Genomic DNA, 16,488 nt, shown 5'->3' with positions numbered 1-16,488 from the left:
TCTTGGCGGTGCGCCCTGGCCCGATGCCAGGGCTCGCTGCATCGGTGAGAGTACGGAGTGGCAGGTCTACGCCTAGACTGGGATCCACTTCGGAACCATGCGCCACCCGGCGAAGTTAATCCGTGCAAACCACGGGAATTGAAGGATCGGCCCGGCTTGCTTAAAACTCACGCGCACTCTCGTCACCCCGGTCGTAGGTTCAACGAAGCGCTCAGGATTAGCTGGCACGTCAATTGTAACGACCGAGTCGGTGGTTGTTGCCATTCTGACGTCGACCTCTTCCCAGCTGCCAGCAACGAAATCAAATAGCTCGATCCGTTGTGACATACCCCAGATTGAGACATGCGCTTCTAGCGTGAACCGGAATTCGCTCGGCGTGTCTTTCAGCGCGGTGCTTTCGAACACCATATCCACTGGTGCCTCAGTTCGATTCAGCGTGATTCCAGGTCGAACGACGAAATACGAATTATCGCTTTCCCACGTGTCGGCCACATCGCCTGACACGTGGATTCCGCGAATGATCGAATACGACTCGGCAAGGTTGCGGGTCTCATGCTGGCGAATGATTACGAGCCCGCCTCCCAGCGGCCCCATGTAAAGGGTGCCGTCCGATCCGACCGTGATTTGCCCTCTTACGCTGCCAGCCGACTGGGCGAACCAAATGAGTGTTCCGTCCGGGGCCACGCTGTAGAGGCTTCCGATTGGGTTGCCAAAGTAGATTCGCCCATCGGGACCCACGCTGGGTGACGACCGGTTTTCGAAGGTTCCCGTAAACGACCAGAGCCGTGCCCCGTCGGAGGTTCTCAGCGCGTATAGGCGGTGATCATAGCTGCACACGTACGCGACACCATCGGTGCTGAACGCCGGGGCCGCGAGCACCTTGCCGAGGGCTGTGAATGTCCAGAGAATGGTGCCGGTGTCCGGGTCGAAACCGTACACGGTTCCGGACGCTGATCCTACGACGAGTGTTCCGTCGGGAGCGACGCTGGGAGCGCCGAACCACGAACCTGCGGTGTAACTCCAAGCGATGGTACCGTCAGCGTAGTTTATCGCGGTCATGACTTCATCGTTGCTGACGAACACCTTTGTATCGTCGCGACTGAACGGAATCGTATATTGGGCACCGTTGAAAGTGACTTCCCATTCGATCGCACCCGTTGCACCGTCCAAGCGCCACGCTTTACCGATCTTTGAGCCGACGACGATGTCGCCATCCGGTCCGATGGTCGGCGAGCAACTCTCGTAGTCGCTGACCTTGTTGTAATTGGTCTGGAAAGCCCATACCCAGTCCATCGTGTTCGGATCGACGGCGAAGATACGACCAGGCGGATGCTGGCTAAAGGCCTTTACAGTAGTAATGTAAATCAGCCCGTTGTCCCCAATCGCGGGCGTACATTGAATCCATCCCAAGGCGTCGAAACTGCCGAGAATAGCACCGGTTGCTACATCGAATTTGACCAAGTCACTGCCGATCCAAGTACCGTAGTAACCGATACCGTCAGCCCCAATGGCTGGTCCGTGACTGACCACTTCTGTCGGACTCATGCGGTAGTCGATCCACGGCGTCGTAATGGTCCCAGGATCCGGCCCGCTAATCGCCCTGCTGTTGCCAAAGCGGTTCTGGAGCTCCATAGGCCAGCCGATAAGACGTGGGAGTTCGTATTCTACGAAATAGGGTAGAGCCACAGTGCCCGTTGCGTTGCTCCACTCACCCAGCGGAGTCGCCGGGTCGAAGTAAATCACCGGAGAGCTGCCACGCGGCTCTCCGAACGCCCAGTTCGTATAATTGAACGGTTCCGCAGTCACCCATTTCCAAACCCCTAAATCCAGGAATCCCCCGAGATAGGTATCCCACAGCAACCCGCCAAAAGTGTTAATAAGGAAATCTTGCTCTGCTTGAGATGTGATCGTGAGCAGGTGCCCCGTGACACCCCTATAGGAACTGCTCTCCGCAGCAACTTTCGCGTCGGTCCAGGTGCGAGGGGTCGTCTCTAACCGATAAACGTGGCCGTTTGCAGACCATTGCGTTTGCGCCTGACTCACGGAGGGGAACCCCGCGAACAGGCTCGCACAGGCAATCAAGGCCCATGCGCCACCAATACCTCTCATCCCCACTCGACCACGGCTTCCCATTGTACAAACGCTCATCGCGCCTCGCCCTAGGTTTTCCATACCACGATTATATCACGAGGATTTACCGCCAACTCACAATGTCCGACAGTTTATAGAAGAAAAATCGAAGACAACTTGCGGAGGAAGGACGGGGGACAACGAACGAAGTCAATCCGCGCATACCACGGGCATGAAGCGAAACGACGACGGCCCGCTGAAGGACAAGATGCATATTGACCGACACGGCGAGGCAAGAGGCTCGCCTCGCGCTGGCCAGTTGTCGCAGGCCGTCTACGGAACGATCACCCAAGCGGTCATGTCGAAGCTGATCAGCCACGGGAATTGGAGCACAATGCCAGCCTCCTTGTAACTGACCTTGGCTTTCATCTCCATCGTGCCCGGTTCGATGAACCGCTGCGGATCGACTGTGATGATGATTTCGACGATCGAATCGACCGTCGTGGCAATCATGAAGTCGACCTGTTCGTATGAGTTCGTGTCGTAGTTCCAAAGCTCGATCCACTGTCCGATGTTGTTGATCTCGGCGTGGGCCTCCACTCTGAACCGAAGCTCAGAAGGCGTCTCGGTCGAAGCAGTTCCGACGACGATGAGCTGCACCTGCCGCTCAGATTGGTTCAGCGTGATCCCCGGCAAGACCGTCATCCAGCAATCGTCGCTATCGAACAGATGGCCCAGCCCGCCGTCGGCCAGTACCCCGCGGAACAGCCAGAAGCTGTCTGGCAAGATCTTCAGTTCTTCGTCCTGGTGGACGATTAGAAGCCCGCCGGGTTCGCCGGGATCACCGGTAAAGCCCACGTAAACGGATCCGTCCGGACCGACTGAGAGCGGGCCCCTGACTTCGTTGCAGACGTGAACCTGCCAGATGCATTCCCCCGACGGCAAAATGGAATACAGGTCACCGGTAATGTTGCCGACATAGATTCTGCCGTCGTGTCCGACGCTCGGGGCCGTGCAAATCTCGACGGACGTTGTGTACGACCACATGCGGACGCCGTCGCTGACCCGAAGCGCGTACAGACGGTGATCAAGAGAGGTGACGTACGCTATGCCGTCGGCGCTGAATCCCGGAGCGGTCAGTACTTGGTCCAGGGCCGTGAAAGTCCAGCGAGTGGATCCGTCGGTCGGGTCGAGCCCGTAAACCGTTCCGAAGACCGAGCCGACGACGATCGTGCCGTCGGAGGCGACGCCGGGCGCGCCCAACCTTGACGCGAAGTTGACGCTCCAGGCCACGCTGCCGTCCGCGTAGTTTAGGGCTGTCATGGCGGTACCGTTGCTCGCATACACCATCGTGTCGTCGCGGCTGAACGGAATCGTGTAACGACACTCACCGACCGGCGCTTGCCAAACGACCGCACCTGTGGCGCCGTTTAGCCGCCAAACCCTTCCGATCGTCGAGCCAACAACGACGTCGCCGTCCGGGCCGATGTTCGGGGAGCAACTCTCCCAGTCGTTTACCTTGACGTATCCGGTAACGAAACTCCAGATCCAGTCCATCGTGTTCGGGTCGATCGCGAAGACCCTCCCTGGCCTTGTGCTGCCAGAATCCTGTACGGTCGTTATGAAGACCGTGCCGTTCGGCCCGATTGCCGGCGTGCACTGGATGAAGTTTAGGGCGTCGAACGAACCGAGGGCCTCGCCCGTGTTGTAGTTCCACTTGCAAAGCAGGTTGCCCGACCACGATCCGAAGTAGCCGATACCATCAAAGCCGAGCGAAGGGCCGTGGCTGACACCGCCGGCGGGACCCAAAAGGGTTTCGATCCGCGGCCTCATGAGCTCTCCGGGATCCGGCCCGGTCACGGCCCTGTCGGTGCCGTACCTGTCCTGCCCTTCCATCGGCCAAGCGATGAGCGTGGTGGTATCGTATTCGACAAAATAACCGAGCGAAATATTGGGGGTGATGTCGTTCCATGTGCCGAGTGTGGCTGCACCAAAAAAGTTAATGACCCCGGTATTGTTGTTTGGTTCGCCAGGCGCCCAGTTCGTGTATCCAAACGATTCACCGGTAACCCATTGCCATACGCCCTGGATTTCGAATCCACCCGTCCACTTTTCTCTAAGCGGCTCACCGAAAACGTTGATGATAAAGTCCTGCTCCGCTTGAGAAGTTATCGTGAGCAAGTGACCACTGACGCCCAAAAACGTTCTGTTCTCCGCATCGAGTTTTGCGTCGTTCCAGGTCTTCGGCGTGGTCACTAACTCATACATGTGACCGTTCCCGGACCATTGCACCTGCGCTTGGCCCACGGAGGGGAGCACCGCGAACAGGCTCGCGCAGGCGATCAAAGCCCCAACGCCGCCAATACCCTTCATCCCCACTCGACCACGGCTTCCCATTGTACAAACGCTCAACGCGCCTCGCCCTAGGTTTTCCATACCTTGATTATATCACGAGGACTCACACCAAGCTTAGAATGTCAAACAGTTCTTCAACGAAGGATCCAAGACAACTCGCGAAGGCCGAGTCAGGTTCGAGTTAGCGGTGGAGGCTACGGGAATCGACCCCGTGACGCCCTGCCTGCCAGCTCGGTGCGGCCAGGTGCGCTGAACCTTGTGGAGATACCTCAGCCCGTCGCACTCCTGGGCCTTCGTCTTCGCGCGCTTGTTCTTGGTCAGTTTTCGTAATGTGGGGATAAACTGATTCCATGGGTGATCATCAAACCGCTGAATTCCAGGAGCGTCATGGCACTCGTACTCTTCGCGTTGAAGTCGAAGGGCAGGTCGTGCACCTGACGGTTCTGGATGGCAACTCCAAACAGTACGCAGGGAGCGGCGACGTAAGCGACGTCGTACAGCTTCTTCAAGCAGAAAACGGGCGCGCCGCCCAGCTTTCTAGCAAGACATACGCTTACCAACTGAGCCTCGACGGCGAATACGTTACGCTGAATGTGGATCCACATCTGCAGGTCGCCGTTGAGGACTTCGAGAAACTATTCCCGAAACTAGAGGAACAATCCAGCTAGCACCGCGCCCCAATCCCATAGCAGAGGCCGATTAACGGCCGCGAGCCTTCCAGTATTGTCGCGACCGGTGCCGATCTACGGCGTCCGAAAGGCGTACATGATCGAGTGGCGCGACCAGGGAGAAGGCGAGAAACCGTGCGGGGTTCACTGAATTGATGTTACGTAACGACGCTAACGAGCGCGGCGTAGCGGCTCGGAAACTCGCAGTTTGTCCTTCGCCCTTTTGACGGGTCTCGTCATCGCCAGAAAGCCACCTAATGCAACGAGGAAAGCACTGATCCAAACGAGCACGGTCAGAGGGCGATAAAGGAGCTGCACGGTAAACACTTGACTGGGCGGAAGCAGTGAGATGAGTGCGCGGTCGGTTGTCGCGTCGAGCGCGTGGAGCGCGATCTTCAGGTCGTCGTTTACCTGCGCGTGCCGCTCCTCTGCAGTGTTGCCGGCAGAGCCTGGACCAGGAGCCAGATACGTCGGTCAACTAGGGTGCCAGTATGCGCCTCGCTTGTCGCGCTTGCGCTAGGCTGTCGCACCGATCGTCACTTTGTAGATTGCGCAGTGTTAGCGAAGCCCGTGTCAGCAACGTGTGTCACCGAAGCGAGCGTCGCGACCTGAGGGAGAAATGGTGGAGGCTACGGGATTCGAACCCGTGACCCCCTGCTTGCAAATTGGGTGGACATGGTTCGTTAGGTTCAAATTGCGTCCTCAGAACCCCACAAAACACCCCAGATCGCCGTACCGAGTATGTCATACAGTATGTCAACTAGAAGCGACGGTTAATCCTGTGACGCTAGGCGCATGCCGTTTCTCGGCATCTATCAGTGGCGGGCTTTGATTGCTCAAATCGTGGGCGTTTCTAACAATGGACTTAGGTACCCCGGACGGGATTCGAACCCACGATCCCCGCCGTGAAAGGGCGACGTAAGTTGATCAAAGACAGTCGGCACTGCAATCCTTACTTGCTCTCTCAAGTCTGCGTCTGATAAACTCTGAGAATGGCAGGAACGTCATTTCAGGGAGCGCTAGATCTCATGCCAGACGCGGCCACTAGAGATGCCGTCACTTTGGTGCTCAATCGTTGGCTGGCCGATGCCACAAGCGGCATCGGTCGATTCGTCGTGTCGAATGTTGTAAATGGAGAGCATTTCCTTCCACCGCGCTTGATGAGGGATCTCGTAGAACATCTCCTGACCGTAAAGAATGAGCCCGTTAATGAGGTGGCCGAGACATATGAATCGAAATGCTACACAATGACATTAAAGGGAGGCTTGATACGCACACCAAACGACTTGCCATCACCGACTGTTGTCGGACGGGCCATCAATCGGGAGAAACTTATCGTAGAGTTGTATAATGCTTATGGCCAAAGCGCGAAACACGCTCCATATTTTAAATACTTTTCCTCACCAGCTCACGCCCGTCTCTTCGTTTCGGACCTTGTGAGCGGCAAAATGGAAGAAGACGCTAAGAATCTCCTGATGAGCAGTTTCGGCACTTGGGTGACCTGGCATGAGGTCGCTAACTCAAGTCCATTCTCATGGCTGACTCAGAACATTGCGGATGAGGTTCGGGCTGGAATGGGTCTGGATGGACAAAGTTTAGGTGATATCCTTTTGCTAGAATACCGTGTTGAGAATCTAAAGGAACTATACCGTCCGACAATCGCCGATGCAGGCCTCTATGAATACTTTCAGCCACCACCAAGCACGTACCCTTGGTATGGGCGTACACGACCCTGGCATGAGGACATGGCCAAAGGCAGACGCAAGCCAGTCCTGGCACAGCCAGTTTCGCATCCAGAAGCCCTCCATGAGCCTATACCGTTCTCTGCGCTTCTCTTACCAGTAAAATCTTTGCCATGAAGGATCACAGCTATCTCAAAGGCGTGTCTCAGTCGCGCCTTAAGGATATCCGACAGGACAGCGAGGCTACGCTTGCCCACCTTCGATCACTCGACGGTCTCGACTGGGAGCACCTTCTGTATGACATTTGCGGCGAAGATCCAACTGCCCTAGAATTGATTGTTGCGAGACCAGCAGAGCTTGTAACGAACGCCGCTAGCCTATTCCGCAATCTTAGTGAACAGACAAAGATGCTCGCATCAGATGCCCTAACCCGGGTCATCCGTTCTCTACAAGAGGATACCGATGCCTCAGTCCTCGAAAACGCTCTCTTTTTGGCTGAGTACATTCCTTTCACGTGCGACACCAGTATCTTAGCCAACATTGTAAACAATACATCCTATGATATCTCTCTCCGCTGTGCCGCGTTGGCCGCTCTAAGCGCGAACAGCTCCTCACAGTTCGACTGGTCACGCATCGATGCGCGCGAAACACCAGAATTTATACCGATTATTGCCATCAGCCTCAGCAACGCTGCGCCTCTAGAAGCATTGAGACTTCTATCGAATCTTACGCATGGTGTGGATTCTCTGACCATCACGAGTACAGCCAAGACAATCATTAGCCACCTAAGTCGACAGGAAGCCGATGATATACGCTCAATCATACAAGAAGCCCAGCCTTACGCATCAGCCGCTCTAAAGTTCATTCTAGAAGACAAAAAGTTCTTTGACGACTTTGGCCGATCATTCTCATCAACCCGAAAGCTAAATACATTAGTTAGAAACATTATTGACAGTAAAGGAACAGTGAAGTATATTTACACGGGCTACTATTCAGGAAGTCATACGTTTCCAGATACCCCCAAACCCATTAAAGATTATGTTCAGGCGATGGTCGACGGCCTTCAAGACATCATATCTCCAAGGAGCATTTCTGATCGGTTCAATTTGATTGAGGCTCGCCTGCCGCTAGTCTCATTCGATTCCTTGATCGATGACGTTTTCGACGGAGAGATGATTCAAATGGAACCCGCCTTTGCGTCAGCTAAACGCCTTCGCAGGGGCTCGATGGTGACCGTTGGAGTGATTAGAAAGGTAAGTGTCATTGTTCCAAAAAGACATATCGCGGAAGTGAGGAACGCTTTTAGATTGGAACCGGATCCAACACTTATTAGCAATGTTCTTCGCTTCTGCATTAGGCATAACTTCAAGCTCATATCGCAACCATCGAGTGCGATTCAAGAAGAACTTACCGCTATAGCCGAAGAAGAAGTTTCTGTCATAGCGATGATACACTTACACGATCCGAAAGTGCTTCAATGGGCACCTCTTTTCAAAGCCCCATATACAGCCGTCAGTGATGTACAGGATCTCGGTTTATTACTTCGTCATGCGAACGATTTGAATGTTCCAGAGTCCGAGCATCGGATTCTTGTCATTGTCGACACAATCACAGCAAAAATCATAAGAGATCTTGAAAAGGCATCAATAACCGTCATACCGGCTGAATTTGATCATCCTCTTGATGTTGGCTATTTCGTGCCGTCAGCTGACAGTTCATATCGGCGACTAATCGAGGCATCCGTCCAGAAAGCACTATATGATACGAGGAAACAAAAGTGGGATAGTCGATTTGCACAGATTATGAAAGTTGGTAGTGTAGAATTACTCCCTACTGGACCTGATTATTCTCACTCAACAGGCGAATTCGAATCGGTGGAGGGCTTGGTGATTGAAGATATCAAGAGATCGAGCCGGCGGGATCAGTGACAGAGAAAGTTGATGACTGACTTTGGATTGACACTTACTGTATTGGCTGCGTACGTGGCAGTTATTATATTTTTAGCCGTACGCGATTGGAGATCGCACAACGCTCCGAGCTTTGCAATTGGAAAACGTGACGTCAGTTCGTTTCCAATCATGGCATCTGTAGTAGGAAATCTCCGGGATGGTGCCGGCGTCGCTGCGTGGATAGTACTAGGAATCTATTTTGGGTTCGGTGCGTTATGGCTAACGCTAGGGTTGTGTATAGGATTGTTCGTTCTTGGTTGGCTTGCCCCCAGGATACGGAAATTAGCAGCAGATAAGGACTATTTCAGCGTCAACCAGATGATCCGCGACCGAGTTGGGCCTCTGACAGAACGTGTGTCATCTATCATTATTGCTGCAACAGCCTTTCTATACGGTGCGGTTCAGGTAAACATTGCAGGTTCAGTGTTTGCGTCGCTCTTCGGAACGCATGTTGTATTTGGTGTGATTCTGACGATAGTGATTGTTGGATTGTATCTCTCGTTAGGCGGATTTGCTACGAGCGTTAGGACTGGTGTGTTTCAGTGGTTTATCATTATGCTCATAGTACTCTTACCCTGGATAGCGCAACCGAGTGGGTGGCCAATTCCATCGTTAGAATCTTTCATGAGTCCGGGCGCAATGGTGATCGTAGCCTTCGTGGGCCTAAGTCTGTTAGTAACCCTCTCCTCCTCCGACCTATGGCAATTGATCTTTTCCGCGCGTTCGGGACGCGATGGAAGATCCGGACTCCATTGGTCGATGCCTATGTATGTTCTAATATCGATTGGTTTGGTACTATTTTCCTCGGTTGTGGCGACTGCAGTAGGACCAGAAGTTGAAGGACAGGATGCGTTCTTCGCTCTCTTTACAGTCGGTGTAATGCCCTCTTTTGTTGTTGCTCTGATCGGAGTGTTTGTTGCGGCATCGATTATGTCTACTCTAGACTCCCAGGTATTTCTATTCAGTTCTACTATAGTTGGTCAGTTCCGACCTGAGTCAAAAACCGACGATCCCGCAACAGAACGGAAGTTGCGTGCTGTAATTGTCGTAACAATGATAGCTCTGGCACTCCTGGCACTCACCATCACCGACATCATTCAATTCCTATTTGGTGCGGTGACCTTGGCGACCGTTCTTGTGCCTGTGCTAATAGTTGCCTCCATAGGCAGGGAACATGGAATCAATGACAAGGCCTGTGCCTTTGGACTGATTGTTGCATCTATGGTTTATGCTTACCTCTTCCTGAATGGACTATTTGACAATTTAATAATGACTCTTCTTCCTGCGGCGATATCGATCGCGATTATTGCCGTTATTCTGGCTGTATCTGCATGGAGTCGGATCAAAAAACCAGACCGCTGAGTGGACTTAACTCGTCGGTAGTGACTGTCTAGTCCTGAATGTACGGGTATTTTGCGGAGCAAAGCCTAGTGATTGGTACAACTCCGCGCATATCGAACTGCGTGTGTCCTGTAAAAAACGCGTCAAGGTCGCCTAGCTTAGACTTGAACCACCTCCATGTTTGAAGGAGCGTCTCAATTGAATCATTATGCGACGATCTACCCTGTCAGCGACGCGTTCACGATGGCTGATGGCGTCATCGACTGTGGCTTCGTCGAGTCTCATTCTTACAATCTCGTGATGATCGCTGCTTCAAGATCAGAGTACGTCGTCATAGGCGGTGCGATAAGTGGCGCAAGAGTGTCTCTCATGAAAGCATCTTTGTCATTTCCGCAACGCTGAAGATCAAGCAGTCGCTTCAGCTCAACATATATATCTCCGCTAGCAGACTTCAAATCGTCGGCAGAATTGCCTCTTGCCGTACTAGCAGCTAGCTTGTCCCGTTTGATTTGTAGAGCCTCAGCTAACTTGTCCTCTTTTCCGACATCTTTCACCAACGCTTCTATCACGTCATCTGCGAATAGATAAGACTCAAGATTGCGTTGACCTAGGACGAATCCACCAGCGTTCTCGAACTCAATGACTTGCGCCGGCGACTTGTCATCTCTGTCAGCTAGTGCAACGAACCGGGAGTTTGGCAAAATCCGTCCCAATGCCTCCCGTACAGAGACAGCATTTGCTAGAACCTGGTCAGCCGAGCCACCGGAGACGAAAATTGTTTCAGCATGCCTTGCGCCTAGAATTCTGTTGTATATCTCAGCGTCGTAATCCTTCCTTCGCGTTCCAACTGTCGACCCCTCGCAGACAATCACGACTCTGGGTGCGATTCGCTGCGATAGATCGTCAAGCGTGATGGACAGGAACTTCTCCCAGGCAACCCGATCTAGGTTGCTTGGTAACAGCTTTCGAGGAACATCCAGATCGACACCTTCGAAATCAATCAAAGTGACAGAATCAGGATTTGCGACTATCATCTCCTGCGCTGCGCGGAGTACCCCTAAGGAGTGAGTGGTAACCCACAACTGACACTCATCGGGCAAAATGTTCACCATCTCCTTCAGCAGCTTTCCTTGAATCCTCGTGTGCAGATGCGTATCCAGCTCATCGACGCAGTACACCGTATTTGAGAAATATCGCTTCTTAATGTGCAGGTCAAGAATCAGGTCAAAAGCGGCCTTCTCTCCACCTGATAGATTCTTATAGTGAAACGATTGCACTTCGCCCTTTTTAAAGTAAAACGCGCCTGCTCCGAGTGGATCGGAGATGTTGTTCAGAATCAAGTCCTCGAAAACTCGTTGCATCGACTCCCGGATGCCACCTATAAGCTCACCTCTTAATTCCTGAATTGTCTTGTTATTGTTTTCCTCAGAATAGACCCCCGACATGGTGTCGTATATGAGTCGACGATAATTGTCAGATACAGTCTGATCGTTTTCAATCGAGCGCTGTATGCGAGGTCGCTCAGACGGATCGTCCGGGCGGTTAATTCCGTCAACGGAAAAGTCGGGGTCGTTTCGATAGGCTGTCCGGATGTTCAGCATCCCTTTGTGCGGTTGGGCGTCGCCGTGCAGTGTAACGCTTACTGACTGGTTCCAATCGAATGCTGTCGCCTGGCTCTTTTGATAGTACGCTAAGTCCTGATTGTATCCAAATCCAACACTGCGATGATACCAGTGGATTAAGGCGTCAAATAGCGATGACTTCCCGCAACCATTTGGGCCAACGACTACTACGAGTTTGGCAGATTCAGGGATGTCAGAAATCTCAAGATCACTGAAACGCTTGAAGTTTTTAAGTTTGATTGATGAAATTCTCATTTGTTTTAGTGTGTTATTTTACTGCTAAGGAGTTCACCTAGTCGGTGCTTGTCCAGCGCGGGACGTGCGTACTCTTTTGGCAGGGCGCCTTTCAGCCGTGGGTTGTCGCGCTCGATGGCGACTATGGCGTCATCGACCGTCATGCAGATCGTGAACTGGATCGCGTTATCTTGGATGAATGCCCAATGCGCCTCTTTCGGCACCCAGAAGACGTTCTCAGCGTTGTACTCGTCTTGGTCTTCCGGGTGTGCGCCTTCGTATTGGCCCTTGCCTTCAATGAGCTTGGCGTGTTCTTCTTCGAAGCTGTCAGAGATGAACTTAAGGAAGATCAGTCCTAACACGACGTGCTTGTACTCCGCCGCATCCATGTTGTTGCGGAGCTTGTCTGCGGCCAGCCAGAGTTTGGCCTCGAAGCCAAGGTTGGCGTTTGATTTGCTGTCCTTCGCTTTTCTGCCCATATTTGCGTTCATGTTACTCTGTGCCTACCTAGACGCCACACACAACTCCTGTTGGAGTCAAGGATTACACGTAGTGTTATGTTCGAGGTAGACACAGGCCTGCGGATGGTCGGGCTGTAGCCGTCCCGTAACAGCAGGCATCGAGGGAGTCCGTAGGATCCTCCGATGAGGCGTCCACAGCTCGTGTCATCCGGGCCTGACTACAATACCCAGACCCTAACATTCAAACTCAATGATTGGAACGCAAGTAGTGCAAGATCTCCCACATCGCCTTGCAATCGACTTCGTTGTAGCTCTCGACTTCTGGCATGAGCGGGTCTCGGCCGTCGAGTGCGGCTTCTCGCACTGGGACACCTGTTTTCATGACTTGTTCGTAGCACCACCAAGCTGCGGTCATGGCTTCTGTTCCGCCGGAGACTTGGCTCTCAGCCCAGACGGTCTCGATTAGGCCCATGCTCTCCATCGAACGCGTTATTGGTTTGAGGCTGTGACCCTGCGTGCCTCGAACCATAACAGGTTCTTCCTTCATCAATTTCTTCAGCAAGTCGTACCAAGGGACGTCCTTCCACTGAGGCTGATCGTGGCGGTCGGCTGCTTTGCCAAGCTCGCCAGGCTCGTGGCGGAACCAGTGGAAGATGTGCGGCTGCTCGATATTCGAAGCAAGCCGTTTTCTCGTCTCCTCCATGTATGCCAGCCACTCCTCGATGATTCGCTTCTCTTCTTCGTAGGTCTCCTCTTCCATCGTCCAAACTTTGAAGACGAAATCACTGTTCTCTTCGTGGCCACATCCGATCATGAAAATCATCGGCTTGCCGTTCATGTTCGGTAGCTTGGTGAAGTCGTCGTTCAGACTGTTCAGGGTTTCGAAGTCGACGTAGAATTCGATCCCTAAGTTCTCGATCCAGTCAGCACGGTTGGCGGATATGTGTGCTGGCGAGACAGGAGGCACTTCATCCACTTCACGATCCTCGCTCGCCGTCAACGCCTCGAAGACACCTTTCCAATCACCACTGTTCTTGCTCTTCGTGTTTGGAGCTAGTCGTGGATCGCTGGGAGGATCCAGCGTCCAATCCTTGCCGTGTTCTCGCAGATCACGGATCCACTGCAGGCCCTCTTCGACATTCACAAGAGTCCTCGGATCACCTGGCTTCGCCCAACCAAGAGCGTCGAAACAGCTAACTGAACCGTTGCCTGCAGAACGCCCAAGGATGTAAGACCGAGCGAGGTCGCGATTGAGCATCTTTGCAAGTGCGCCTTCGTACAAAGCGAGCTGAACCTTCTCCCAGTTGTGCTTCGAACTCAAGTCACCCTTCTTGTTCAGCCCAAGACCCTTGTACTTGATATCGACGACGTAGTAAGTGTCTGCATCTCCGTCGAGCGATCCCGGCACGAGCTGATCCATCGCATCCCCTCGGACGATAAGATCCGGAACTCCGAAGACCCTCCTTTCGTCGTCTCTGACAAGACCCTGGTAGATTATCTCCTGACCTTGCTGAATCAGCCGAGTCGTCTGCTCGTAGACAGAGTCGTGATTCCCACGTGCGCCATCAACGACCTGAACATCGAAGCGATCACGAATGAGATCGAGCACTCGGTCTTCAAACTCGTTTCCTTTGCTGCGAGTGAAAACGCTGAGGTCTGCTTCCTCGATGTAGTTTTCGTCCTCCTCGTCCTTAGCATAGCCGCTCTCCAGGCCGAACATGTCGAGCCAGTCGAGCAACTGGTCTCCGTTCGTCCAGTTGTAGAGTTCAGACGCGTAGATCCAATCGTTCATCTGTCTCCTTGCTGCCGCGTACGTACATGTGTAGTACGACAACTCCAATCAGGCTACCCACGAAGGCTTGGGCGTTGGTAGCTGCGTGCCTCTTTTGATAGACTTCTCAGAATGCCATCACCTTGTCACGATTGCGCGCCATAGACTGATTTCAATTTAAGTAGAACTCCATGTCTGCATCACCCTGTCAGATCGGAGTATTGTCTCTGCTTCTGGCCAAAACACTCCGACATTTAATCATTCGAAGGAATGAAGCCGCCGCGCCCGCTTGATGTACCTGTGAAACGAATCACATTCACATCCGGACTGTCATCGAGATCCTGAGGAGGGCTTTCGTTTTCAAGCACGATCAGCTGTTCGTCGCCAAATGCAACAGCGAGGTCTCTAAAGAACGAGGCTTGTACATCATGGCTAAATTCGCCTTCGTCTGCGTCGGGCTCTCTGTACACAACCAGCGGTGAGTCGATCACAACGAATCCAGGATGTGGCAGTTCTCTGGTTACACAGTATCGAAGCAGGGCAAAGGTAAAGGCCGCGTGTGTGACCGCCCTGACGCCTTTTCCATGACTCGTCCGCCTGCGTCCAGATATGACGACGTCCCAGTCGCTTTCGCTAAAAGTCACCCGAGTCAGGCCCGGGAAGTTCCATGCTCGTAATCTAACCTCAACTTCGGCACAAAATCCCTCGTATTCACTTGCTCGTATCTCTCCGCTTTGAAGATTGCTTGACACAGTCTTTGGTTTGGCCTCTACCTCTTCAACGAGTTCTTCCAGTTCAACAAGTCTTTCTATTAGGCTTATCGCTTGGCGGACACCTTCGCGTTCCTCCTGATTGCGTCGAAAGTGACTTAGTGCTTCCTTCATTCGCGGCTTGAGAGTCTCTTGAAATTCTTGTCCAACCGCTGCTAATTCACCCCTAACATCCCTTCTTCTTGCTTCTAATTCACTTCCCTCACGACTAACTTCATTTCGTGTTGAGTCTAGATCGTCGATGAGCGATCGAATACGATTTGCTTCTGCGGCTGTTGCTTCCGCAACGACTACAGGGTCTGTCTGTTCCTCCTGATGCTCTGTGTCATGGTGCTCTGCGAGTGCCCCGCATATCGGGCAGCGTTCTATTGTCATCTCAGCCAAGAGTTTCCCTGTTTCTGCAATAGCTTCCAGGCGTCGGAGATCCGATAAATACTGTTGTCTTAGTAGCGCGAATCGTTCTGCAAGTCCGGTCAGGACGTCTAGTCGGGACTCGTCCGCCCGTAGTTGCTCCCAAATACCTCGACGCCTTTGTTCTATATCCGAAACCGATTCCTGAGCAGAGCTCAACTCAATCAAAGCCTCGTCATATGCAGCTTCCGATTGAGCAAGCTGATTTTGAAGAGATGAGAGATCAGAGACAGTCTCCAGCTTCTCAATTTGCTCGCGTGTTTGTTCAACGAGCTCCTGGACTACTTCGACTTTGGCTTCAGTTCGGGCACGCGATAGCTTGGGCTCCTCAGATGCAACGACGGCAGAATCGTCATTGCCCGATAGTAGTAGTCGAAACACCGACTTCTCCACAGTTGCGTTGACGACCTGACCCGTAAGTACAGGAGACGTCGAGCGGATCACCTCTTCTTCTGAGACGATGGACAAATGTGCCAAGTCCCTAAAACTCAGTTGCCGAGTCACGCCATGCTGGTTCTTTCGAACCTCTTTGCCCAATAGTCCAGTGATTTCCAACAGCAGGTGAGAAAGTGTGTCTTCACGCTTTGGATCATGCTTTGGACGTAGCGAGAGCTCATCTTGACCGGGACGTAGGAGTCGGAATTCGCCTCCCTGTAAACTTCGGCTGAGTGAAATTACTTCACTATCAGAATTCTTCTTAATGTCTAGTATAACGGTGTCGTATTTTGCTACCTCAGGCACTTCTTCAGGAGTAACACTGGCACCAAGCATGAAATCGATGCACTGAAGAATAAATGTCTTTCCCGTGTCTGACGGGCCCGTTATTACGTTCAAGCCATTCGTGAATCGGACTTCGGCATCTTCGACATCTGATCCCGTTAGTGCAAGTCGGACGAGGTGGAAGCCAAACTTGCTCAAACCGTTTCCTCCAACCAAAGGACTGATTCCAATTCAAACTCCGCTCCCCATTCACCTAGGTTTTCTTGAACAAGGAGATCCAGTTCGCTATCGGACATTGGGCCGAACGTGCTTACTACCCACTCTGCGCGATCTCGCAGTCCGATGACATATGCCGACCCTAAAGTGTCCAAGAACGCACCCGTATGATCCGTTCCGGCAAAGAACACTCCTTTTGGTTGATAACGCTGTTGAAC

At 52.7% G+C, this 16,488-nt stretch carries 10 protein-coding genes; 4 read left to right on the top strand and 6 right to left on the bottom strand.

The window, feature by feature from the left end:
• Nucleotides 1–72 precede the first annotated feature (72 nt).
• Both IH944_13845 and IH944_13840 read right to left on the bottom strand, forming a co-directional pair.
• Nucleotides 73–2,172 (bottom strand): PQQ-binding-like beta-propeller repeat protein, encoded by a 2,100-nt coding sequence (locus tag IH944_13845; GenBank protein ID MCH7905634.1) that lies wholly within the window; start codon nt 2,170–2,172, stop codon nt 73–75.
• 231 nt (nt 2,173–2,403) lie between these two features.
• Nucleotides 2,404–4,506, bottom strand: a complete 2,103-nt coding sequence (locus tag IH944_13840) for a PQQ-binding-like beta-propeller repeat protein (protein ID MCH7905633.1) — start codon at nt 4,504–4,506, stop codon at nt 2,404–2,406.
• 269 nt (nt 4,507–4,775) lie between these two features.
• Between IH944_13840 and IH944_13835 the strand changes: the two genes are divergently transcribed.
• From IH944_13835 to IH944_13820, 4 genes are all read left to right on the top strand, one after another.
• On the top strand, nt 4,776–5,093 hold the full coding sequence (locus IH944_13835; GenBank protein ID MCH7905632.1) for a hypothetical protein: 318 nt from the start codon (nt 4,776–4,778) through the stop codon (nt 5,091–5,093).
• Nucleotides 5,094–6,085: 992 nt separating this feature from the next.
• On the top strand, nt 6,086–6,952 hold the full coding sequence (locus IH944_13830) for a hypothetical protein (GenBank protein MCH7905631.1): 867 nt from the start codon (nt 6,086–6,088) through the stop codon (nt 6,950–6,952).
• Complete coding sequence (locus tag IH944_13825; GenBank protein MCH7905630.1) at nt 6,949–8,703, top strand: hypothetical protein; 1,755 nt, start codon at nt 6,949–6,951, stop codon at nt 8,701–8,703. Before IH944_13830 ends, IH944_13825 begins: the two co-directional genes overlap by 4 nt.
• Nucleotides 8,704–8,715: 12 nt before the next feature.
• Complete coding sequence (locus tag IH944_13820) at nt 8,716–10,086, top strand: hypothetical protein (GenBank protein ID MCH7905629.1); 1,371 nt, start codon at nt 8,716–8,718, stop codon at nt 10,084–10,086.
• A gap of 266 nt (nt 10,087–10,352) precedes the next feature.
• Here IH944_13820 and IH944_13815 read toward each other — a convergent pair whose 3' ends face one another.
• The 4 genes from IH944_13815 to IH944_13800 all read right to left on the bottom strand — a co-directional run bounded on the left by IH944_13815 (nt 10,353) and on the right by IH944_13800 (nt 16,252).
• Nucleotides 10,353–11,942: an AAA family ATPase gene (locus tag IH944_13815; protein MCH7905628.1), complete on the bottom strand. Its 1,590-nt coding sequence runs from the start codon at nt 11,940–11,942 to the stop codon at nt 10,353–10,355.
• 5 nt (nt 11,943–11,947) lie between these two features.
• Nucleotides 11,948–12,400, bottom strand: coding sequence for an SAM-dependent DNA methyltransferase (locus tag IH944_13810; protein ID MCH7905627.1), 453 nt, complete (start codon nt 12,398–12,400; stop codon nt 11,948–11,950).
• Nucleotides 12,401–12,629: 229 nt separating this feature from the next.
• Nucleotides 12,630–14,174, bottom strand: coding sequence for a ribonuclease H-like domain-containing protein (locus IH944_13805; protein ID MCH7905626.1), 1,545 nt, complete (start codon nt 14,172–14,174; stop codon nt 12,630–12,632).
• A 233-nt stretch (nt 14,175–14,407) separates the two neighbouring features.
• The gene (locus tag IH944_13800; protein ID MCH7905625.1) at nt 14,408–16,252 is read right to left on the bottom strand and encodes an AAA family ATPase; all 1,845 of its coding nucleotides are present in this window, start codon (nt 16,250–16,252) and stop codon (nt 14,408–14,410) included.
• Nucleotides 16,253–16,488: the final 236 nt, after the last annotated feature.

The organism is Armatimonadota bacterium, assembly GCA_022563855.1.
Taxonomy (GTDB): domain Bacteria; phylum Armatimonadota; class Fimbriimonadia; order Fimbriimonadales; family Fimbriimonadaceae; genus JADFMN01.
The sequence above is the reverse complement of the archived record's forward strand: the minus strand, read 5'-3'. Positions and strand labels throughout refer to the sequence as shown.